At 58.7% G+C, this 17,158-nt stretch carries 10 protein-coding genes; 8 read left to right on the top strand and 2 right to left on the bottom strand.

Annotated elements, in window-relative coordinates:
* Nucleotides 1-14 precede the first annotated feature (14 nt).
* The 6 genes from truB (at nt 15) to VFN25_RS06690 (ending at nt 10,134) form a co-directional block, all read left to right on the top strand.
* On the top strand, nt 15-911 hold the full coding sequence (gene truB / locus VFN25_RS06715; RefSeq protein WP_325140132.1) for a tRNA pseudouridine(55) synthase TruB: 897 nt from the start codon (nt 15-17) through the stop codon (nt 909-911).
* Nucleotides 912-1,080: 169 nt separating this feature from the next.
* Entirely contained in the window at nt 1,081-1,350 is a 270-nt protein-coding gene (gene rpsO, locus VFN25_RS06710) for a 30S ribosomal protein S15 (RefSeq protein ID WP_325140130.1), read from the top strand.
* A gap of 182 nt (nt 1,351-1,532) precedes the next feature.
* Nucleotides 1,533-3,638, top strand: coding sequence for a polyribonucleotide nucleotidyltransferase (gene pnp / locus VFN25_RS06705; protein WP_325140128.1), 2,106 nt, complete (start codon nt 1,533-1,535; stop codon nt 3,636-3,638).
* A 320-nt stretch (nt 3,639-3,958) separates the two neighbouring features.
* The gene (locus tag VFN25_RS06700) at nt 3,959-4,864 is read left to right on the top strand and encodes a phosphate/phosphite/phosphonate ABC transporter substrate-binding protein (protein WP_325140126.1); all 906 of its coding nucleotides are present in this window, start codon (nt 3,959-3,961) and stop codon (nt 4,862-4,864) included.
* Entirely contained in the window at nt 4,861-6,204 is a 1,344-nt protein-coding gene (locus VFN25_RS06695) for a diguanylate cyclase domain-containing protein (RefSeq protein WP_325140124.1), read from the top strand. The genes VFN25_RS06700 and VFN25_RS06695 overlap by 4 nt, the downstream gene beginning before the upstream one ends.
* 342 nt (nt 6,205-6,546) lie before the next feature.
* On the top strand, nt 6,547-10,134 hold the full coding sequence (locus VFN25_RS06690; RefSeq protein ID WP_325140122.1) for a S8 family serine peptidase: 3,588 nt from the start codon (nt 6,547-6,549) through the stop codon (nt 10,132-10,134).
* A 92-nt stretch (nt 10,135-10,226) separates the two neighbouring features.
* On the opposite strand, the gene VFN25_RS06685 is transcribed toward VFN25_RS06690, so the two are convergent.
* Nucleotides 10,227-11,660: a hypothetical protein gene (locus VFN25_RS06685; protein WP_325140120.1), complete on the bottom strand. Its 1,434-nt coding sequence runs from the start codon at nt 11,658-11,660 to the stop codon at nt 10,227-10,229.
* 286 nt (nt 11,661-11,946) lie between these two features.
* Complete coding sequence (locus VFN25_RS06680; protein ID WP_325140118.1) at nt 11,947-13,344, bottom strand: GntP family permease; 1,398 nt, start codon at nt 13,342-13,344, stop codon at nt 11,947-11,949.
* Between the two features lie 205 nt (nt 13,345-13,549).
* On the opposite strand from VFN25_RS06680, the gene VFN25_RS06675 reads away from it, so the two are divergent.
* Nucleotides 13,550-15,769: a TonB-dependent receptor gene (locus VFN25_RS06675; RefSeq protein ID WP_325140116.1), complete on the top strand. Its 2,220-nt coding sequence runs from the start codon at nt 13,550-13,552 to the stop codon at nt 15,767-15,769.
* A 10-nt stretch (nt 15,770-15,779) separates the two neighbouring features.
* Nucleotides 15,780-16,820 carry a PHB depolymerase family esterase gene (locus VFN25_RS06670; protein ID WP_325140113.1) on the top strand — a complete coding sequence of 347 codons (1,041 nt, stop codon included), beginning with the start codon at nt 15,780-15,782 and terminating at the stop codon, nt 16,818-16,820.
* The last annotated feature ends 338 nt before the right edge of the window (nt 16,821-17,158 follow it).

The following is a 17,158-nucleotide window of genomic DNA, read 5'->3' as shown; positions in this document are numbered from 1 at the left end:
GGCGTCAATCCAAAATGCGTTGGCGCGATGTGCACGGCATTCTGCTGCTCGACAAACCGCAAGGCCTGAGTTCCAACCAGGCACTGCAGAAAGCCCGATTTCTCTACCGCGCCGCCAAAGGTGGCCACACCGGCAGCCTGGATCCGCTGGCGACTGGCTTGCTGCCGCTCTGTTTCGGCGAAGCAACCAAGATTGCGGGCTTGTTGATCGGGTCAAGCAAAGCCTACGAAACGGAATGTCTGCTCGGCGTCAGCACCGACAGTGCCGATGCGAATGGCAAGGTCATCGAGATGCGCCCGGTTCCCGAGCTGGATGTCGACGCGATCGAATCCGCTTTGCAGCCGTTTCGCGGCAGGATCCAGCAAGTGCCTCCGATGTATTCGGCGCTCAAGCGCGATGGTGAGCGCCTGTATGAACTGGCGCGTCGTGGCGAGAAGATTGAAATCGAAGCGCGCGACGTCGACGTGCATCGATTCGATCTGATTGAAAGGCAAGGTGAGCGCCCGCGCTTGCATGTGGAGTGCGGCTCTGGAACCTATGTGCGTAGCCTGGTGAGCGATCTCGGCGAATCGCTGGGCTGTGGCGCTCACGTAACGGCCCTGCGCAGACTTTGGGTCGATCCATTCCGGACGCCGGAAATGGTCACTCTCGAGGATCTGGAAGCAGCGGCCACGCAGGGTGTCGAGGCGCTGGATCAGCTGCTAATGCCGTTGGAAGCGGGGCTGCGCGGTTATCCCGAAGTGGTTCTGAATGACGCAGAAGCCACCCGTTTACGCCAGGGACAGTCGATTCCAGTCTCGATCGAGGCAGGAACCTGTCTGGCCAAATCTGCCGATGGACGCCTGCTCGCCCTGGCTGAAACGGGCTCAAATGGGCTTCTGAGGACACTCAGAGGCTTCAATCTGGACTGAATGGGTCGACTTATTGGAAATCCATTGTCCAGACAACTTGTTGCAACGCACCTTTGCCAGCTAAAATAGGCAGCTTTCCCAGCCAAAAACTTCAACGCGGGGCGTTGGCGACTGTTACCGACAGGTGACCGTTTTCAAACCTCGTCCTCGTTCCATAAGGGTTTTCATCATGTCGCTCAACGTAGAAACAACCAGCAAGATCATTGCCGACTACGGTCGTGTTGCCAACGATACCGGTTCGCCGGAAGTCCAGGTCGCACTGCTTTCGGCTCGCATCGAACATCTCTCCAAGCATTTCGCCGACCACGACAAGGATCATCATTCGCGTCGTGGTCTGTTGAAGATGGTCAATCAGCGCCGTCGCCTGCTCAATTATCTGAAGAGCAAGGACAACGGTCGCTACAAGACTCTCATCGAACGCCTCGGCCTGCGCAGGTAGTTCCGCGGAAGTAATTAGTGCGTTCTTCCGTGAACGCGGTGCGCGGATAGTGACCAGGAAGGTCAAGCGCTTCGGCTCCGGATGAAGTCCAAAAGCGGCCGTCCATGGCCGCACTTCTCACTAGTAGCTCGAGCACGCCTTGCATGGCGCGTCCGCGCACACTCAAACCAGGACAATCAAACGTGGCGAAAGTAACCAAGACATTCCAGTACGGCAATCATCAGGTCACACTGGAGACGGGCGAAATCGCTCGCCAGGCCAGCGGTGCCGTCATCGTAAGAATCGACGATACCGTTGTGCTGGTATCCGCAGTAGGCGCCAAGTCGGCACGTGAAGGGCAGGATTTCTTCCCCCTTACGGTTGACTATCAGGAGAAGTTCTACGCTGGTGGCCGTATCCCGGGCGGCTTCTTCAAGCGTGAAGGACGCCAGACCGAGAAAGAAACACTGACCTCGCGTCTGATTGATCGTCCGATCCGCCCGCTGTTCCCCGAGTACTTCCGCAACGAAGTGCAGATCATCGCCACGGTGATGTCGATGAACCCGGAGATCGACGGTGATATTCCGGCTCTGCTCGGAGCCTCTGCTGCGTTGGCTCTTTCCGGTCTGCCGTTTGCCGGTCCGATCGGCGCCGCCAAAGTCGGTTACGCGAATGGCAACTACATCCTCATGCCGACCGCGACCGAACTGAAGACCTCCGAACTGGAGCTCATCGTCGCCGGTACCGCCAACGCGGTGTTGATGGTCGAATCCGAAGCCAAGCTGCTCAGCGAAGACGTCATGCTCGGCGCCGTGGTCTTTGGCCACAACGCGGTCAAGGATGCAGTCAAGGCGATCAACGAATTTGTTGCCGAAGTCGGCCAGAAGTCCTTCTCATGGACGGCTCCGGAGCGGAACCCGGCCATCATCGATGCGATCAAGAAGGCCGTCGGCGATCGGCTGGTCGCTGCCTATGCAGTGGTCGACAAGATCGAACGCCGCGATGCAATCAGCGCCTTGAAGAAAGACGTCATCGCCGGACTCAAGGCGGATGCCGAAGCCAATGGCTGGGCGTCGGGTGACCTGTCCAAGGAATTCTCGGAACTCGAGTACACCACCTTGCGCGCCTCGGTGCTGGCTACCAAGAAGCGCATTGATGGACGCAACCTCGATGATGTCCGTGCAATCTCGATCCGTACCGGCCTGTTGCCGCGCACCCACGGTTCCGCCCTGTTTACACGTGGCGAAACCCAGGCTCTGGTTACCGTCACCCTCGGAACTGGCCGCGATGCGCAGATCATCGACGCCGTCGAAGGTGAGTCGAAGGATCCGTTCCTGTTCCATTACAACTTCCCTCCGTACTCGGTCGGCGAAGCGGGCCGCATGATGGGTCCGAAGCGTCGCGAGATCGGTCACGGTCGTCTGGCCAAGCGCGGTGTGCTCGCGGTCAAGCCGTCGATCGAAGAGTTCCCGTACGTGATCCGCGTCGTCTCGGAAATCACCGAGTCGAATGGTTCCTCGTCGATGGCCTCGGTGTGCGGATCGTCGCTGGCGATGATGGATGCCGGTGTGCCGCTGACCTCGCCGGTCGCCGGTATCGCCATGGGTCTGGTCAAGGAAGGCAATGATTACGTCGTGCTTTCGGACATCCTCGGTGACGAGGATCATCTCGGCGACATGGATTTCAAGGTCGCCGGCAGCTCCGATGGCATCAGCGCGCTGCAGATGGACATCAAGATCGATGGCATCACCGAAGAGATCATGAAGGTCGCTCTGGCCCAGGCAAAGCAGGGTCGTCTGCATATCCTCGGTGAGATGAACAAGGCTCTCGGCGCCGCGCGCACCGAGATGAGCGAGTTCGCGCCGCGCCTGCTGACCATGCGCATCCACCCGGACAAGATTCGCGAAGTGATCGGCAAGGGCGGTTCGGTGATCCGTTCGATCACCGAGGAAACCGGTACCACGATCGACATCACCGATGACGGCACCATCATCATTGCCTCGGTCAACCGCGCCGCCGCCGACGAGGCCAAGAAGCGCATCGAGATGATCGTCTCCGACGTCGAGCCGGGCCGCATCTACGAGGGCAAGGTCGCCAAGCTGATGGACTTCGGTGCCTTCGTCACGATCCTGCCGGGCAAGGACGGTCTCGTCCACGTCTCGCAGATCTCCAACGAGCGCGTTGAAAAAGTTTCCGACAAGCTCAAGGAAGGCGATATCGTCAAGGTCAAGGTTCTTGAAGTCGACAAGCAGGGCCGCATCCGCCTGTCGATGAAGGCCGTTGAGGAAGGCGAGGATGTAACCGCCTGATTTTTCGCCACATTGCTTGAATCAGGAAAGCGGGCTTCGGCCCGCTTTTTTTGTGGCCCCGATTCTGGCGAATTTCCGGTTTTGGATGCCGGGTCCGGCTGGGATTGGCGTGGAAATTGCTGCGCTTTGCCTGTGAAGCGACAAGAATTCCTGCAACACCTATTGTCGCAGTGATGAGCCTACGCCTTGATGCTTTACGGAGGCCTGTTCGTTCGAATCTGCAAACCTTGGTTTCCAGGCATGACGCTGATTCCGGCTTTCGGATACTCTTTCCCGTGTTCTTGAAGGGTAGCGACGTGTTTCGATTGGCTTCTCCATGCATGCACCTGTTTGCGGTGTTTTGGCTCTGCTTCGCCTCGGCTGCTCCGGTGCGAGCCGATGATGCTGCGGGCGTACTTGTCTTGGGTCGGGTCAGTGATGACCCGAAGTCGCAGTACGAATCAATGAAGGCGCTGGTCGACCATGTTGCCGGGCGCATGGGCGATGTGGGCATCCAGCAGGGCCGTGTCCTGATCGCCAAGGATGCATTGCAAATGGCCAGTTATCTGCGCCGCGGACGTGTTGACTGGGTTTCGGAGACAGCAGCGGGTGCGATGCTGCTCCAGCAGCGTGCAGACGCCCAGACGCTGGTGCTTTCCGAGCGCAATGGTATTCGTCGTTATCGAACGATTTATTTCGCCCGCCGTGATAGCGAGATCAAATCCATCAATCAGTTGAGTGGTCATCGAATTGCCTTCCAGAACCGGACTTCAACAAGTGCCTATTTCATCCCGGCAATGGAACTGCTCGATCAAGGCATGCCGATGGAAATTCTCGGCTCGCCTTTCGATACGCCGGCCCACGACTCGGTAGGCTTCGTATTTGCCCGGACCGAAAGAAATATCGCGACCTGGGTGCACAAGGGGCTGGTCGATGTCGGAGCCGTCAGCAATCTGGACTGGACAAATCCGGAGCATATTCCGGAATTCTTCAAATCCGATTTCGTCATCCTGCGTGAGAGTGCGGAGGTGCCTCGTGGAGTCGAAGTGGTGCGCAAGGATCTGAATCCTGCGATCCGCGCACGATTGCATGAAATCCTGCTCGGAATTGCCGGGGATCCGGACGCGACCCGCCGGCTGGAGCCGTATCATCAATCGTTGCGATTCTACAATCCGGATGCACGAGACCTTGATGACCTGAAACGCCTGCGAGCTGGTATCGCCCAGGTCAATTCGGAAATCGAATGAAGCCGCGCTTCGGACTTCAGGTGAGATTTCTGACCCTGGTCGGGATTGCCTTGCTGGTGTCGATTGTCACCCTGGCCATCGTGCTTCAGCGGCAATGGTCGATGCGCAAGGAAGTTCTTGAGCTCAGTCGTCATTCAATCCAGACACTGGTCCTCGATCGCTTGCGCGACCAGGCCAAAGCGGTCGGCGCGAACACCGCCGAAGCTCTGGTCAATCCGCTCTACACCTTCGACCTGGAAAAAATCGGGCGCATCGTCCGCGACGTGCTTGTGCAACCCGATGTCAACTACGTGATCGTCTACGATTCCTCCGGTGCCATCATCCATGATGGCAGCGACGGTATCGCCAGCTATGGGCAGGTCATGACCGATCCGCTCGCAGCGCCGGTTATCAAGGCAGACGGTCTGCTGATTCAGCAGGAGGGTGATGTCTTTGATGTTTCCGCGCCGGTCCGGATTGGCGACCAGCGCCTCGGCGGCGTACGCATCGGCTATTCACTGAAATCGGTCAGGCGATACGAGGATCAGGCCTCCGCGCAACTCGCCGACCATCTGGCCGAAATTGGTTGGCGTTATCTGATCGCCGCGGTGATCCTGATGCTTCTCGCGCTTGCGTTGGGGATTGTCATCAGCATTGTCATGCAGCATTCGTTGATTCGACCGATTCGCAGGCTCGCCCAGGCCGCGCGCGAAGTGGAGGCAGGCAATCTCGCCACGAACTTTCCGGAACGCGACAACAATGATGAAGTCGGTGAGCTGGTGCGAGCCTTCGAGCGCATGACCGAAGGCATCGCCAGGCGAGATCGGAATATCCGCCATATCGCCAACTCCGATGCGCTGACTGGCTTGGCCAATCGCCGCGCCTTTCGTGAAAATCTCGAACGCGCGATAGCCCAAAGCGATGGCGCGGAATTCGCCTTGATTCTGGCGGATATCGATGACTTCAAACCGATCAATGACACCTGGGGTCACGATGCAGGTGACAAATTGTTGTGCAGGTTCGCTGGTCGCTTGCGTGAAGTCGTCAATTCCATCGACGAACTTGAGACCAAGCCCGCGCGTCTGGGAGGCGATGAATTCATCCTGATCGTGCGGTTAGTGGATGATGCAGCGGCGCCATTGCGTGATGTTCTCGACCGCCTTGGCCGCAACCTCGTTGCCGAGTTCAGCCGTTCGACGGTGATTGACGGACGTACCCACCAGTTCAGTGCATCGTTCGGTATGGCTATTTTCCCTGACCATGGACGCAATGCAGCGCAACTGATGAAAGCTGCCGATGTCGCGATGTACTCGGCCAAGAATGCTGGCAAGAACCGCTATCACTTTCACCCCGATTCGTAAGCCATCGAGTTCGGAATGCGGCGACCGGGTCGCGCGGGTCGAAGGACTGGCCAGTGCTTGACGCTTCAATCTTCAGGCTGAACTTGCGTCCAATCCATACGCAACGCCGAGTCAAGGCAGCGCTGAGCAAATGACGCTATTGAAACAGGTGCCAACCGGAAGGTCGGTCAGCCGCACCACGCAGCACGATTGGCGAACTCTCTGCATGCCATGACGGTTGTGCCACTTGATCAGCGTTGTCTTGATGGGCGGGGCTATCAAGTTGCCATGCAATGTGCTAAATCGGCAGCTCGAACTTGTCGGCAAGGGTGGTGTCGGCGTCCACTGGCTTGGGGATTCTCGATGAAAAAGATGTCATTGCTTGCCGCTGCAATTGCAGCGTCGTGTTCGGTTGCTTATGCAGCCGATATCGGAAAAATTGTCATTCCCGCAGGTGTGCCTGTGCCTGCCGGCTATGAGCGCATTGCGGATTACGGATCGTTCTCGCTTTATCGGGGCAACCTCGCTTCGGTTCCGCGAAACGCTGCCGGTGCCTATGCATTGAATGAAGCCGATGTGCTGCAGTTTGATCGTCTGCGACTGGATACCCAGCAATCCGCATGGACTGCACCGAGCGGGTTCTCCTTGAAACAGCCCAGCGGTTCAGCGCTGCAAATCATCCAGTTCGTCGGTCCGCTGAAACAGGAATGGCTGGATCAGGTTCGTGCGACCGGCGCCGTGCCGGTGCAATATGTCGAGAGCAATGGCTATCTGGTCTGGGCCAATCAGGCAGCGCGAACGCAGCTTTCGCAGATGGCAGATACGCGCACGACCCTGCAGTTCAGCAAGCCGCTGCCGTCCTTTGTCAAACTCGGTACTTCACTATTCGATCGGCTGCAGGCCAGCGAGCCGTCATCCACGCGGGTGCCGGTCACCGTTCAGCTCTACCGGCATGCTGGCAGCACCGCGCGCCGCGCGCTTGAGGCCATGGGCCTGAAATCGGACAGCGACTGGGAGTCGATTCTCGCCTTCGAAAACGCGAAATTCAGTGTCACGCTCGATCAGGTTCGCCAGATTATCGAGCTGCCCGATGTGTATTGGGTTGGCGAGGTTCACAAGCGTGAACTGAACGATGAGGTGCAGTCGCAAATCATCCGCGGCTACTTCAACGGAAGCCAAAGCGGACCGCTGGGAGCGGGCTATCTGCCCTGGCTGGATGCGCTTGGCTTCCCGTCCACTGCTGGAGCCTATCCCGTTGTCGACATCACCGATGACGGAATCGGCAACCGTACGACGAATTCCGGCGACCCGACCCTGCATGAGCTTGGTCAGGCATCCAATCCATCGCGCCTCGTCTACAACCAGACCTGCGGCGCGGCTAGTGCCAACGGCACGGTTGAAGGCCATGGCCATATCAACGCGAACATTGCGCTCGGCTATGATTTGCGAGCCAACGCGTCAACACCGGGCGCACGCTTCCCGGGCGAGTTCCAGCGTGGACTCGGCATGAATCCCTACGGCCGTATCGGCGGCACGCGTATCTTCAACTCCAACGGCAATTTCGATGAAAGCGCCTGTGGCAACACCGATACCGGCACGATCAAGGCGAGTTATACGGCCGGCGCACGAATTTCGTCGAACTCCTGGGGCTGTTCGAGTTGTGCTTCGCAATACGACGATGGCTCGCAAGCCTATGACGTCGGCACGCGAGACGCCGACCTCGCCGCGCCCGGCAACCAGGAATTGATAACCGTGTTCGCCGCAGGCAACAGCGGATCGGGTCCCGGCACCGTCGGCACTCCAGGCAATGGCAAGAACATGATCACCGTGGGTGCATCGGAGAACCAGCGTCCGACCGATGAGAATGGCAGCTGGACCGATGGCTGCCAGATCGGGCCAACCGGCGCGGACAATGCCATGGACGTCATCAGCTTCTCATCGCGTGGGCCGGCTCCAGGGACTCGCATCAAACCGGAGGTCATCGCACCCGGCACACATATCACTGGCACACGGGCCAATCCAACCGCTGGCTCGAGCACTTGTGATGCCGCGCGACCGGTAGGCAATGCGACCTATGCGGCATCATCAGGAACCAGCCATTCGACACCGGCCATTTCCGGTGTTGCCTCTCTGGTTTGGTGGTGGATCGCCAACGGCCAGGGCGCGCTGTCGTTCGATGGCGCCACCCCGTCGGCACCGTCACCGGCCTTGATGAAGGCCTGGTTGATGGCATTCCCGACGTATCTCACCGGAGTTGCGGCGAATGGCGATCTGCCGAGCAACACCCAGGGTTACGGCATGCCGAACCTTGGTGACATGTTCAGCGACACGCCGACCTTCGTGGTCAATCAGACGCAAATTCTCGACAACACTGGCGAGGTCTGGACCTGGGTCGGTGCGGTGGCTGACCCGGCCAAACCATTGCGAATCACATTGGCGTACACCGACGCGGCCGGTGCGATCGGCACCAGCCCGCAGGTCAACAATCTTGATCTCGAAGTCGATGTCGGCGCGACCACCTATCTCGGCAATCGCTTCAGCGGTCAATGGAGCACGACCGGTGGTTCGGCCGACAACAAGAACAATTACGAAGCGGTGTTCCTGCCGTCCGGAACTGACGATACAGTGACGATCCGGATCAAGGCTCTCAATATCGCCGGCGATGGCGTTCCGAACGTCGGCGATACGACGGATCAGGACTTTGCCGTGGTTTGCAACAATTGTGCGCAGAACCCGACGTTCACGATGGCCATTGATCCGGTCTCGGTCAGCGTATGTACCGCATCCACTTCGTCGGTACCGTTCAATGTCTCGCTGGGTTCGATACTCGGCTTCAACACGGACGTCAGCCTCGTCGCAACAGGAAATCCCGCCGGCACGACCACTGCGTTTTCGACCAATCCCGTCAGTCTGCCAGGCAACAGCAGTTTGACGATCGGCAATCTGGCCAGTGTCGCCGCCGGACCGTACTCCGTTGATGTGACCGGAACAGCCGGTGCCGAGATCAAGGCGCGGAGCGTCGCCCTTGATCTGGTTACCGCCAATCCGGATGCCTTCGTCCTGACTTCGCCGGCCGATGCGTCGGCCAATGTCGATCTGAGTCCGACCTTGACTTGGGATGCGGCCGTGCAGGCCTCCACCTATCAGATCGAAATCGCCACGGATGCCGGTTTCAGCAACGTCATCTACACAAGCAGTTCGGCGACGAACTCGCACGTGGTCGGAACCAGTCTCGACAGCTCGGCTCAGTACTACTGGCGGGTGACGGCACAGAACGAGTGCGGTGAGACACTGTCCTCTTCGACATTCGCGTTCACGACGCTGCCGCTACCAGGCGATTGCTCGCTGGGCTCGACCGCTCAGAATGCCTATTCGACGGATTTCGAAGGTGACAATTCCGCCTGGACCAGTTCGGGTACGCAAAATACCTGGGCTGAGACCAGCATCAATCCGCACAGTGGATCGAAGGCATTCCTGGCCGCAGACCTCGGTTCGGTCTCCGATCAGAGACTGGTTTCGCCGGCGATGGTATTGCCGACCGGACAGACCCCGTTGAGCCTGCTGTTCTGGAATCGTCAGCTGATCGAGGACCGCAGTGGCGGTTGTTTCGATGGCGCGATTCTCGAAATCTCGACCGATAGTGGCAGCTCGTGGACCCAGATCACGAATGCTGATCTGCTGGTCGGCCAGTATCAGGGTCCGATCAGTACCTCATGGGACAATCCGCTGGGTGGTCTCGACGCGTGGTGCGGTGATCCACAGGAATGGCAGCGCTATGTCGTCAGTCTGGATGCCTATGCCGGGCAGACCGTGAATTTCCGCTTCCGCATGAGTAGCGATCGATCGGTCGGACGCGCACCGGATGGCTTTGCTCTTGATGACGTCAAAGTGCAGGGTTGTGCGGTCCTGACCGATGAGATCTTCGCCGACGGATTCGAATTGACACCATAATCTGCCTGATAATACCAAGCGAATCGCGAGCAATCGCGATTCGCTTTTTTTGTGCGCGGACAATCCGCTTGAAGGGTGCGAATGGCGTTCGATTATTCGAAGCCGTCACGGAAGATGAAGTCGCGAGGATCTTCGTATGCACCCACATCGCATTCGGCCGTTCCATTGCCGTCGCCATCGATCGGTCGAACCTGAAAGCGCGCGTCGCGTGGTTCGCAGATAGCGGCATTGGCGATACTGTCGATCACCGCGCTGCCGCTGAAGCGGAGCACGCCGATCTGCCCCGGTCGCTCATCGACAAAGACGCTACCAAGCGGCGAATTCGGCAGCGCGCCGGTCGCCAGACTGGTGCAGCTTGGGTCGGAAAACAGGTTGAAGTTGACGAAGCCGGGGTTGACGATGGTTGGTGTTCCCGTACAGGCGGTCCCTGCGAAGCTGGGTGCGAGCAGGTTGGCGCGGAAATAGCTGACCTCGGCGGTGCTGGCAAAGCTCAGGTGTGCGCCGTCGCTTGCATCGCCGTTGTAGAAGGTATTGTTCGATGCGCTGAGACTCACCCTCGTTCCGACGTAGACCGCCCCGCCACTGTCGACCACGCTGCTGTTGTAGAAGGTCGAGTTGACCAGTGTGAGAAAGACGTCAAGCGTTCCGGTACTGGGTTTGCGCGCATAGATCGCACCACCGACGTTGGCTGAATTTCCGCGCAGATAGCTGCGTACGATCTGTGTCGAGCAGTCGTTGCAACCGACGAACACCGCTCCGCCGAAACCGAATATCGGCATGCCCGGCGATGCGCCGTTGAAAAGAAAGGTCGAATCATTGATCGTGCTGAAGCCGCCACTACCGACCAGGGCGATTGCACCACCGAGTCCGCCACCGCTGGTCGCCGACGCGCTGTTGCCTTCGAATACACTGCGCAGCGTGTTCAGATTGGCGTTGGTATAGATTGCGCCGCCGTCGCTTTCGCCATTGCTTGCGGTGGCGGTCACGCCGTTGTTCAGCAGTTTGCTGTCGATCAGCGAAATGCTACCGCCTGAGCGATTCCAATAAACGGCTCCACCCCGAATCAGGCTCGCGCCATTGGCCTGGCAGTTGCTGAAGGTGACGCGTTCTGCACGAAACTGGCCGATGCTTGAGCCGCTTCCGGAGTTGACGCAGGCGCCATGTTCGGGCGCCTGCGCGTTTTGCAGGACGAGATCACTGATTTCGAAGGTCGAAGTGCCAGCGCTGATGTTGAAGATCGTGTGCAGTGATCGCCCGTCGATGCGTGGCTGCTTGCTGTCGCCCATGATGATCAGGCTTTGCGAAAGAATCTGCGGCAGGTTGCTGTCGAGCAGGATCACGCCGTTATCTGGAAACGCTGCAGAGAAGGTCATCGTATGCACGCCAGCGGCGGGCGCGTTCGAGCTGAGAATGGCCTGGCGCAACGATCCGGCGCCGCTGTCGGCCGTTGTGCTGATGACAAAATTGGCTGCCTGCGCGCCGGAGGCGAACACGAGCAGCAAGAATGCAATCGATTGGATTCGCATGGATGGATCCCCTTTGTCTACTGGCCGCAAACAAGCCGTTGGGAGCGACAGGTCGATTCCAGCGATGACTTCATGTGGCCGAAGTGGTCAGTCAACGAACGGTTCAGATGACTTGAGAGGTTGCGAGTTCAAGTCGCTTGTCGCTGACGCGTGTGTCGCACCTGTTGGCGTCGACCGAATCAGTATCGCGACAAATGAAATCGGCACGTGTCGATTCATTCCGCTCACAACTGCCAACCGCGTCACACCTGCCGGGTAGTCCGTATCCGCGAACTTGTTTGCACGTTCAAACCCAGCCGGTCAGGTAATACAGACCGATGATGACGAACACCGAGGTCGTCTTGATCAGGGTGATGGCGAAGATGTCCTTGTAACTCTGCCGGTGACTGAGCCCGGTGACGGCGAGCAGGGTGATCACGGCACCGTTGTGGGGCAGGGTATCCATGCCGCCCGAGGCCATCGAGGCGACACGATGGAGGACCTCCATCGGAATCCCGGCGGCGTTGGCATTGGCGATGAAGCTGTCGGCCATCGCCGCCAGCGCAATGCTCATGCCGCCGGAGGCCGAGCCGGTGATGCCGGCCAGGGCGGTTACCGATACCGCTTCGTTGACCAGCGGGTTCGGAATTGACTTGAGTGCCGTGGCCACGGCGAGAAAGCCCGGCAATGCGGCGATCACGGCACCGAAGCCGTACTCGGAGGCGGTGTTCATGGATGCCAGCAAGGCACCGCTGATGGCATTCTTGGTGCCTTCGGCGAAACTCACGATGACGTTGCGCCAGGCAAAGACGATCACGCAGAGGATGCCGGCAATCAATGCACCTTGCACGGCCCAGATCGCGGCGATTTTCGATACTTCCTGGACAATCGGTGCCGGTGAGCCGATCACCGAGGGAATGAACGATTGGGTTTCGCCGTAGAACGCCGGAATCCAGCGCGTGAACAGGAAGTTGGCGACAGCGACCACGACCAGCGGCAGGATTGCAATCAACGGATGGGCGAGCTTGTGGCCGGAGAACGGCGCGGGTTCGTTGAGCAGATTGTCGCCATAGCCTTCGCCCAACGCTGCGGCGCGCCGACGCCGTGACTCCAGGTAGAGCATGCCAACGATCAGGATGAAGATGCCGCCGATGGTGCCGAGGACCGGTGCCGCCCAACTGGTCGTGCCGAAAAACGGTGCCGGGATGATGTTCTGGATCTGCGGTGTACCGGGCAGGGCATCCATGGTGAAGGTGAAAGCGCCGAGCGCGATGGTGCCGGGAATCAGGCGCTTGGGAATATCGCTCTGGCGGAACAGTTCGGCGGCGAACGGATAGACAGCAAACACGACAACAAACAACGAGACGCCGCCGTAGGTCAGCAACGCACAGACCAGCACGATCGACAGCATTGCGCGTTGCGCGCCGACGACGCGAATCGTTGCAGCGACAATGGATTTCGAGAAGCCCGAGATCTCGATCAGCTTGCCAAACACCGCGCCGAGCAGGAATACCGGAAAGTAGAGCTTGAGGAAACCGACCATCTTGTCCATGAACAGGCCGGTGAACATCGGCGCGACCAGTGATGGATCGGTCAGCAACACAGCACCGAGAGCGGCGATCGGGGCAAACAGGATCACGCTGTAGCCGCGATAGGCAACAAACATCAGGAACGCCAGCGCAGCCAGCACGATCAACAGGGACATCCGTGGAAACTCCAGTCCAGCGCGCGGTAGGCGCGATCAGGGGGCAGTATCACGAGTTGATGCGGTCGAGGCCCACTGTACCAAGGTACAAGTGTTGTGCACTTCATCTGGCGGCAGACTGTGAGCTGTCCGATTTCCGCAGCATGGCGATGACTGTGCACGGATTTGCCGATTGCCGCACCATATCTAAAGAGAGAGTCAAATCATGAAGCGCAACCCGATGAGTCTTGCCATCAGCATCGTCCTTGGAATGGCCTGCAGCGTCAGCGTGCACGCTCAAAGTGCAACGGATGACAGCAGTACCGACGAAGCGAAAACGGACAAGGTAACCAGGCTGGAAGGCATTACCGTGACGGCGCGCAAGCGGACTGAAACATTGATGGATGTACCGGTGGCTGTCACCGCGTTTACGCCGGAGAGTGTCGACACCCTCAACATCGAAGATCTCAGCGACCTGGGTAGCCAAGTGCCGAACCTGACCATCTATGCGGCGCGCGGATCAAGCAGCACGATCACCGCCTATATCCGCGGTGTCGGTCAATCCGATCCACTGTGGGGTGTCGATCCTGGTGTCGGCATTTATCTCGACGATGTCTATATCGCACGACCACAGGGTGCCTTGCTCGATGTGTTTGACGTTGAGCGCATCGAAGTGTTGCGTGGCCCCCAGGGGACCTTGTACGGCAAGAACACCATCGGTGGTGCGATCAAGTACATCTCCAAGCCATTGAGCCCGAATTTCAACGGCTACGGTCAGATTACGGTCGGAAACTACAGCGAACTCGACGCCAAGGCCGCTGTGGGCGGTGCGTTCGACAAGGACGGCATGTTCCGCGCGCGCATTTCCGTGGCGAGCATGAACCGTGACGGATTCGGTAAAAACATTGTGACCAGGCAGCAGGTCAGCGACAAGGAAGTGAATGCCGCGCGCATCAGTTTCGGCATCTTCCCGAACGATGCTTTCAATATCGTATTCAACTATGACTGGATGGACGATCAATCCGGTGTCCGTGGCGCGAAAATGCTGGCTCCGAACCGCTTCGTGCCGACCGCGCCGCCTCTGGATTCTCGCTACGACGTACGCAATGGCATGCCCAATATCAATGACACCAGCATGGACGGCATTTCGGCCACGGCGAGCTGGAGAATCAATGACGATTGGAACATGAAGTACATCCTCGCCTATCGCTCCTCGGATACCGAGACCAACATCGACTTTGACACGACTCAGGCGCCGATTGCCGACGTCAAGGCCTTCTACAGTGACAGTCAGACTACCAATGAGCTGCAGTTCAACTATGACGCCGGTGGCCGCTCGCGCGGCGTGTTCGGCATCTACAGTTTCGATGGCGACGCGGGTGGTCAGGTTCTCAACAACTTCTTCGGTCTGCTGTTCGGCGATACCCAGGGCACGGTCTACACCGACAGTATCGCTCTCTACGGCGACTGGACTTTCGATCTGACAGATCGTCTCAAGCTTGATGCCGGCATTCGCTACACCGATGAAGACAAGCGCGCCGACGTGCTCAATCGCGGCTATTCGGATGGCACTTACACGACACCGACTGCGGTTGTTGCCGATTTCGACAAGACCATCAATTTCAAGAATACGTCACCGAAGTTGTCGCTGGATTATCAGATTTCGCCCGAGGCCATGGTCTACGGTTCGTTCTCGCGCGGCTTCAAGTCTGGCGGTTACAACATTCGCGCCCAGGCGACCGCAGTCCCGCGTTCCGCGGAGCCATTCAAGGACGAGAAAGTCGATACGTTCGAGGTTGGTGGCAAGTTCTCGCTGCTAGATGACAGCCTGTTCCTCAATCTGGCCGTATTCCACAACAAGTACGAAGACATCCAGTTGTCCGTGTTCACCGCCTTCGATAGCGATGGCGACGGCATCGATGACGCGTTCTTCGGTGATTTCACCAACGCCGGCAAGGGCACGGCCCAGGGTGTCGAATTTGAATACCAGTGGCTGTTGTCGCAGAACTGGCTGATCAGCGGCAACCTCGCCTACCTGAAAACCAAGTACGACGAGTTCAACTATGCGGGTGTGAACATCGCCAACCAGCAGGAGTTCACCAATGCACCCAAGCAGTCCGGTGCGATCAACATCGAGTACAACACGCCAATCGGTGATGGGGGCAATCTCGCCTTTCGTCTCGGCTACAACTATCAGAGCGAAGTCGTCGCAACCACCGAAATCACCAGCATCGCCGATCCGATCACCCAGGGCGGCTATGGCTTGATCAATGCCGGCGTAATCTGGCGCACCAATGACAACTGGATGTTCTCGCTGCAAGGCACCAACCTGGCCGATCGCGAATACCGCACCACCGGCTACAACATCAACTCTGCGCTGGGTGTGTTGACCGGCTTCTATGGTCCTCCGCGCCAGTACACCTTGACCGCGCGCTATTCATTCTGAGCAAATCCTGATGAATGTGTTGTGGAAACGATGGGTCCCGTCGCGCCTGGCAGCAGGCTGGGTGTTGGCGGGGCTGATTGCGGGTACCGGCTGTGCATCACGTCAAGCCGATGCGCCGCTGCCGAGCTTCACGCTTGATGGGTCGCGTACGACGGTTTCGGGGCTGTCGTCCGGGGCTTATATGGCGACCCAGGTGCATATGGCTTTCTCCGACCATATCGCCGGGGTCGCCATGATTGCTGGTGGCCCCTATGGGTGTGCGCAAGGCAGTCTCGAGACGGCATTGTCAAGCTGCCTCAAGCCTGCTCAGGACAAGCTTCCGGATGTCGACGCGCTGGCAGAAATGGTGAAATCCCGTGCTGCCAGCGGTGCCATCGCTCCCTTGAGTGGATTGGCCGGCGACAAGGTGTTCGCCATGCACGGCACGCTCGATCAGACCGTCGCCGCGACAATCAGCGAAGACAGTGCGGAAATCTATCGCAAGCTCGGTGGCGCCATAGTCGAGGAAGACATGGCACGCGAAACCGCCCATACGTTTCCTACCGAGTCCACAGGCCTGGAGTGCACGACGAGTGCCGAGCCGTATCTTGGCAAGTGTGGATTCGATGGCGCGGGCGAGATCCTGGCCAGGCTCTATTCCGATTCACCAACGGTTGCGCCAACGGCACAAGGTGAGTTGCTGCGCTTCGATCAGAACACCTACTTGCCGCAGGGCAAGGACGCGCTGCTGGCTGATACTGGTTACCTCTATGTTCCCAAAGCTTGCGCGGCCGGTGAGACCTGCGGATTGCATATCGCCTTGCACGGCTGCCAGCAAAACGCAGCCGCCGTGGGCGAGGCATTTGTTCGTGACGCCGGCTACAACCGCTGGGCTGATGCCCGCCATCTGATCGTGTTATACCCTCAGACCCGCGCGAGTTATGCGCCGTTGAATCCAAAAGCATGTTGGGACTGGTGGGGATTTTCCGGAACAAACTACGACACTCGCCAGGGCGTGCAGATGCGCTGGATGGCAAATGTCGCAGCGGCGCTGGGTGCGCCACTGGAATAGGCCAGCGATTGTTGCGACGATTCGGTTCGCTGCTTCGTCCTACTGGATTCGCGGCAGAAGTCGCTTTCAGTGTGGGGTGCTCCGGCACGCTCCGGAACTTCGCCATGATCGGCCCAAGACGATCATGGCGCAGGGTTCGCCCCGGAACATTGCGGTCGCTCCGCAACATTCCGCATGAGGTTTTCCGACGGGATCCTCGATGCGCACTGAAGGCGGCTTCCGGCGCGAACCTGCGATTCCACGGTTTCCCATTGATGTCGATTCAGAATCAGGAAAGCATGTTCCATGCTGCCTGACGTGAGCATCATCATTGCCGGCGTCCTCTGGCTCGGCGTGCT

This window comes from Dokdonella sp. (genome assembly GCF_035703485.1).
Classification (GTDB): Bacteria; Pseudomonadota; Gammaproteobacteria; order Xanthomonadales; family Rhodanobacteraceae; genus Dokdonella.
The sequence above is the reverse complement of the archived record's forward strand: the minus strand, read 5'-3'. Positions and strand labels throughout refer to the sequence as shown.

Coding starts and splice junctions, on each gene's coding strand:
- VFN25_RS06685 (WP_325140120.1), bottom strand. CDS start 11,660: ATGCGAATCCAATCGATTGCATTCTTGCTGCTCGTGTTCGCCTCCGGC.
- VFN25_RS06680 (WP_325140118.1), bottom strand. CDS start 13,344: ATGTCCCTGTTGATCGTGCTGGCTGCGCTGGCGTTCCTGATGTTTGTT.
- VFN25_RS06695 (WP_325140124.1), top strand. CDS start 4,861: ATGAAGCCGCGCTTCGGACTTCAGGTGAGATTTCTGACCCTGGTCGGG.
- VFN25_RS06690 (WP_325140122.1), top strand. CDS start 6,547: ATGAAAAAGATGTCATTGCTTGCCGCTGCAATTGCAGCGTCGTGTTCG.
- truB (WP_325140132.1), top strand. CDS start 15: ATGCGTTGGCGCGATGTGCACGGCATTCTGCTGCTCGACAAACCGCAA.
- rpsO (WP_325140130.1), top strand. CDS start 1,081: ATGTCGCTCAACGTAGAAACAACCAGCAAGATCATTGCCGACTACGGT.
- VFN25_RS06675 (WP_325140116.1), top strand. CDS start 13,550: ATGAAGCGCAACCCGATGAGTCTTGCCATCAGCATCGTCCTTGGAATG.
- VFN25_RS06700 (WP_325140126.1), top strand. CDS start 3,959: ATGCACCTGTTTGCGGTGTTTTGGCTCTGCTTCGCCTCGGCTGCTCCG.
- VFN25_RS06670 (WP_325140113.1), top strand. CDS start 15,780: ATGAATGTGTTGTGGAAACGATGGGTCCCGTCGCGCCTGGCAGCAGGC.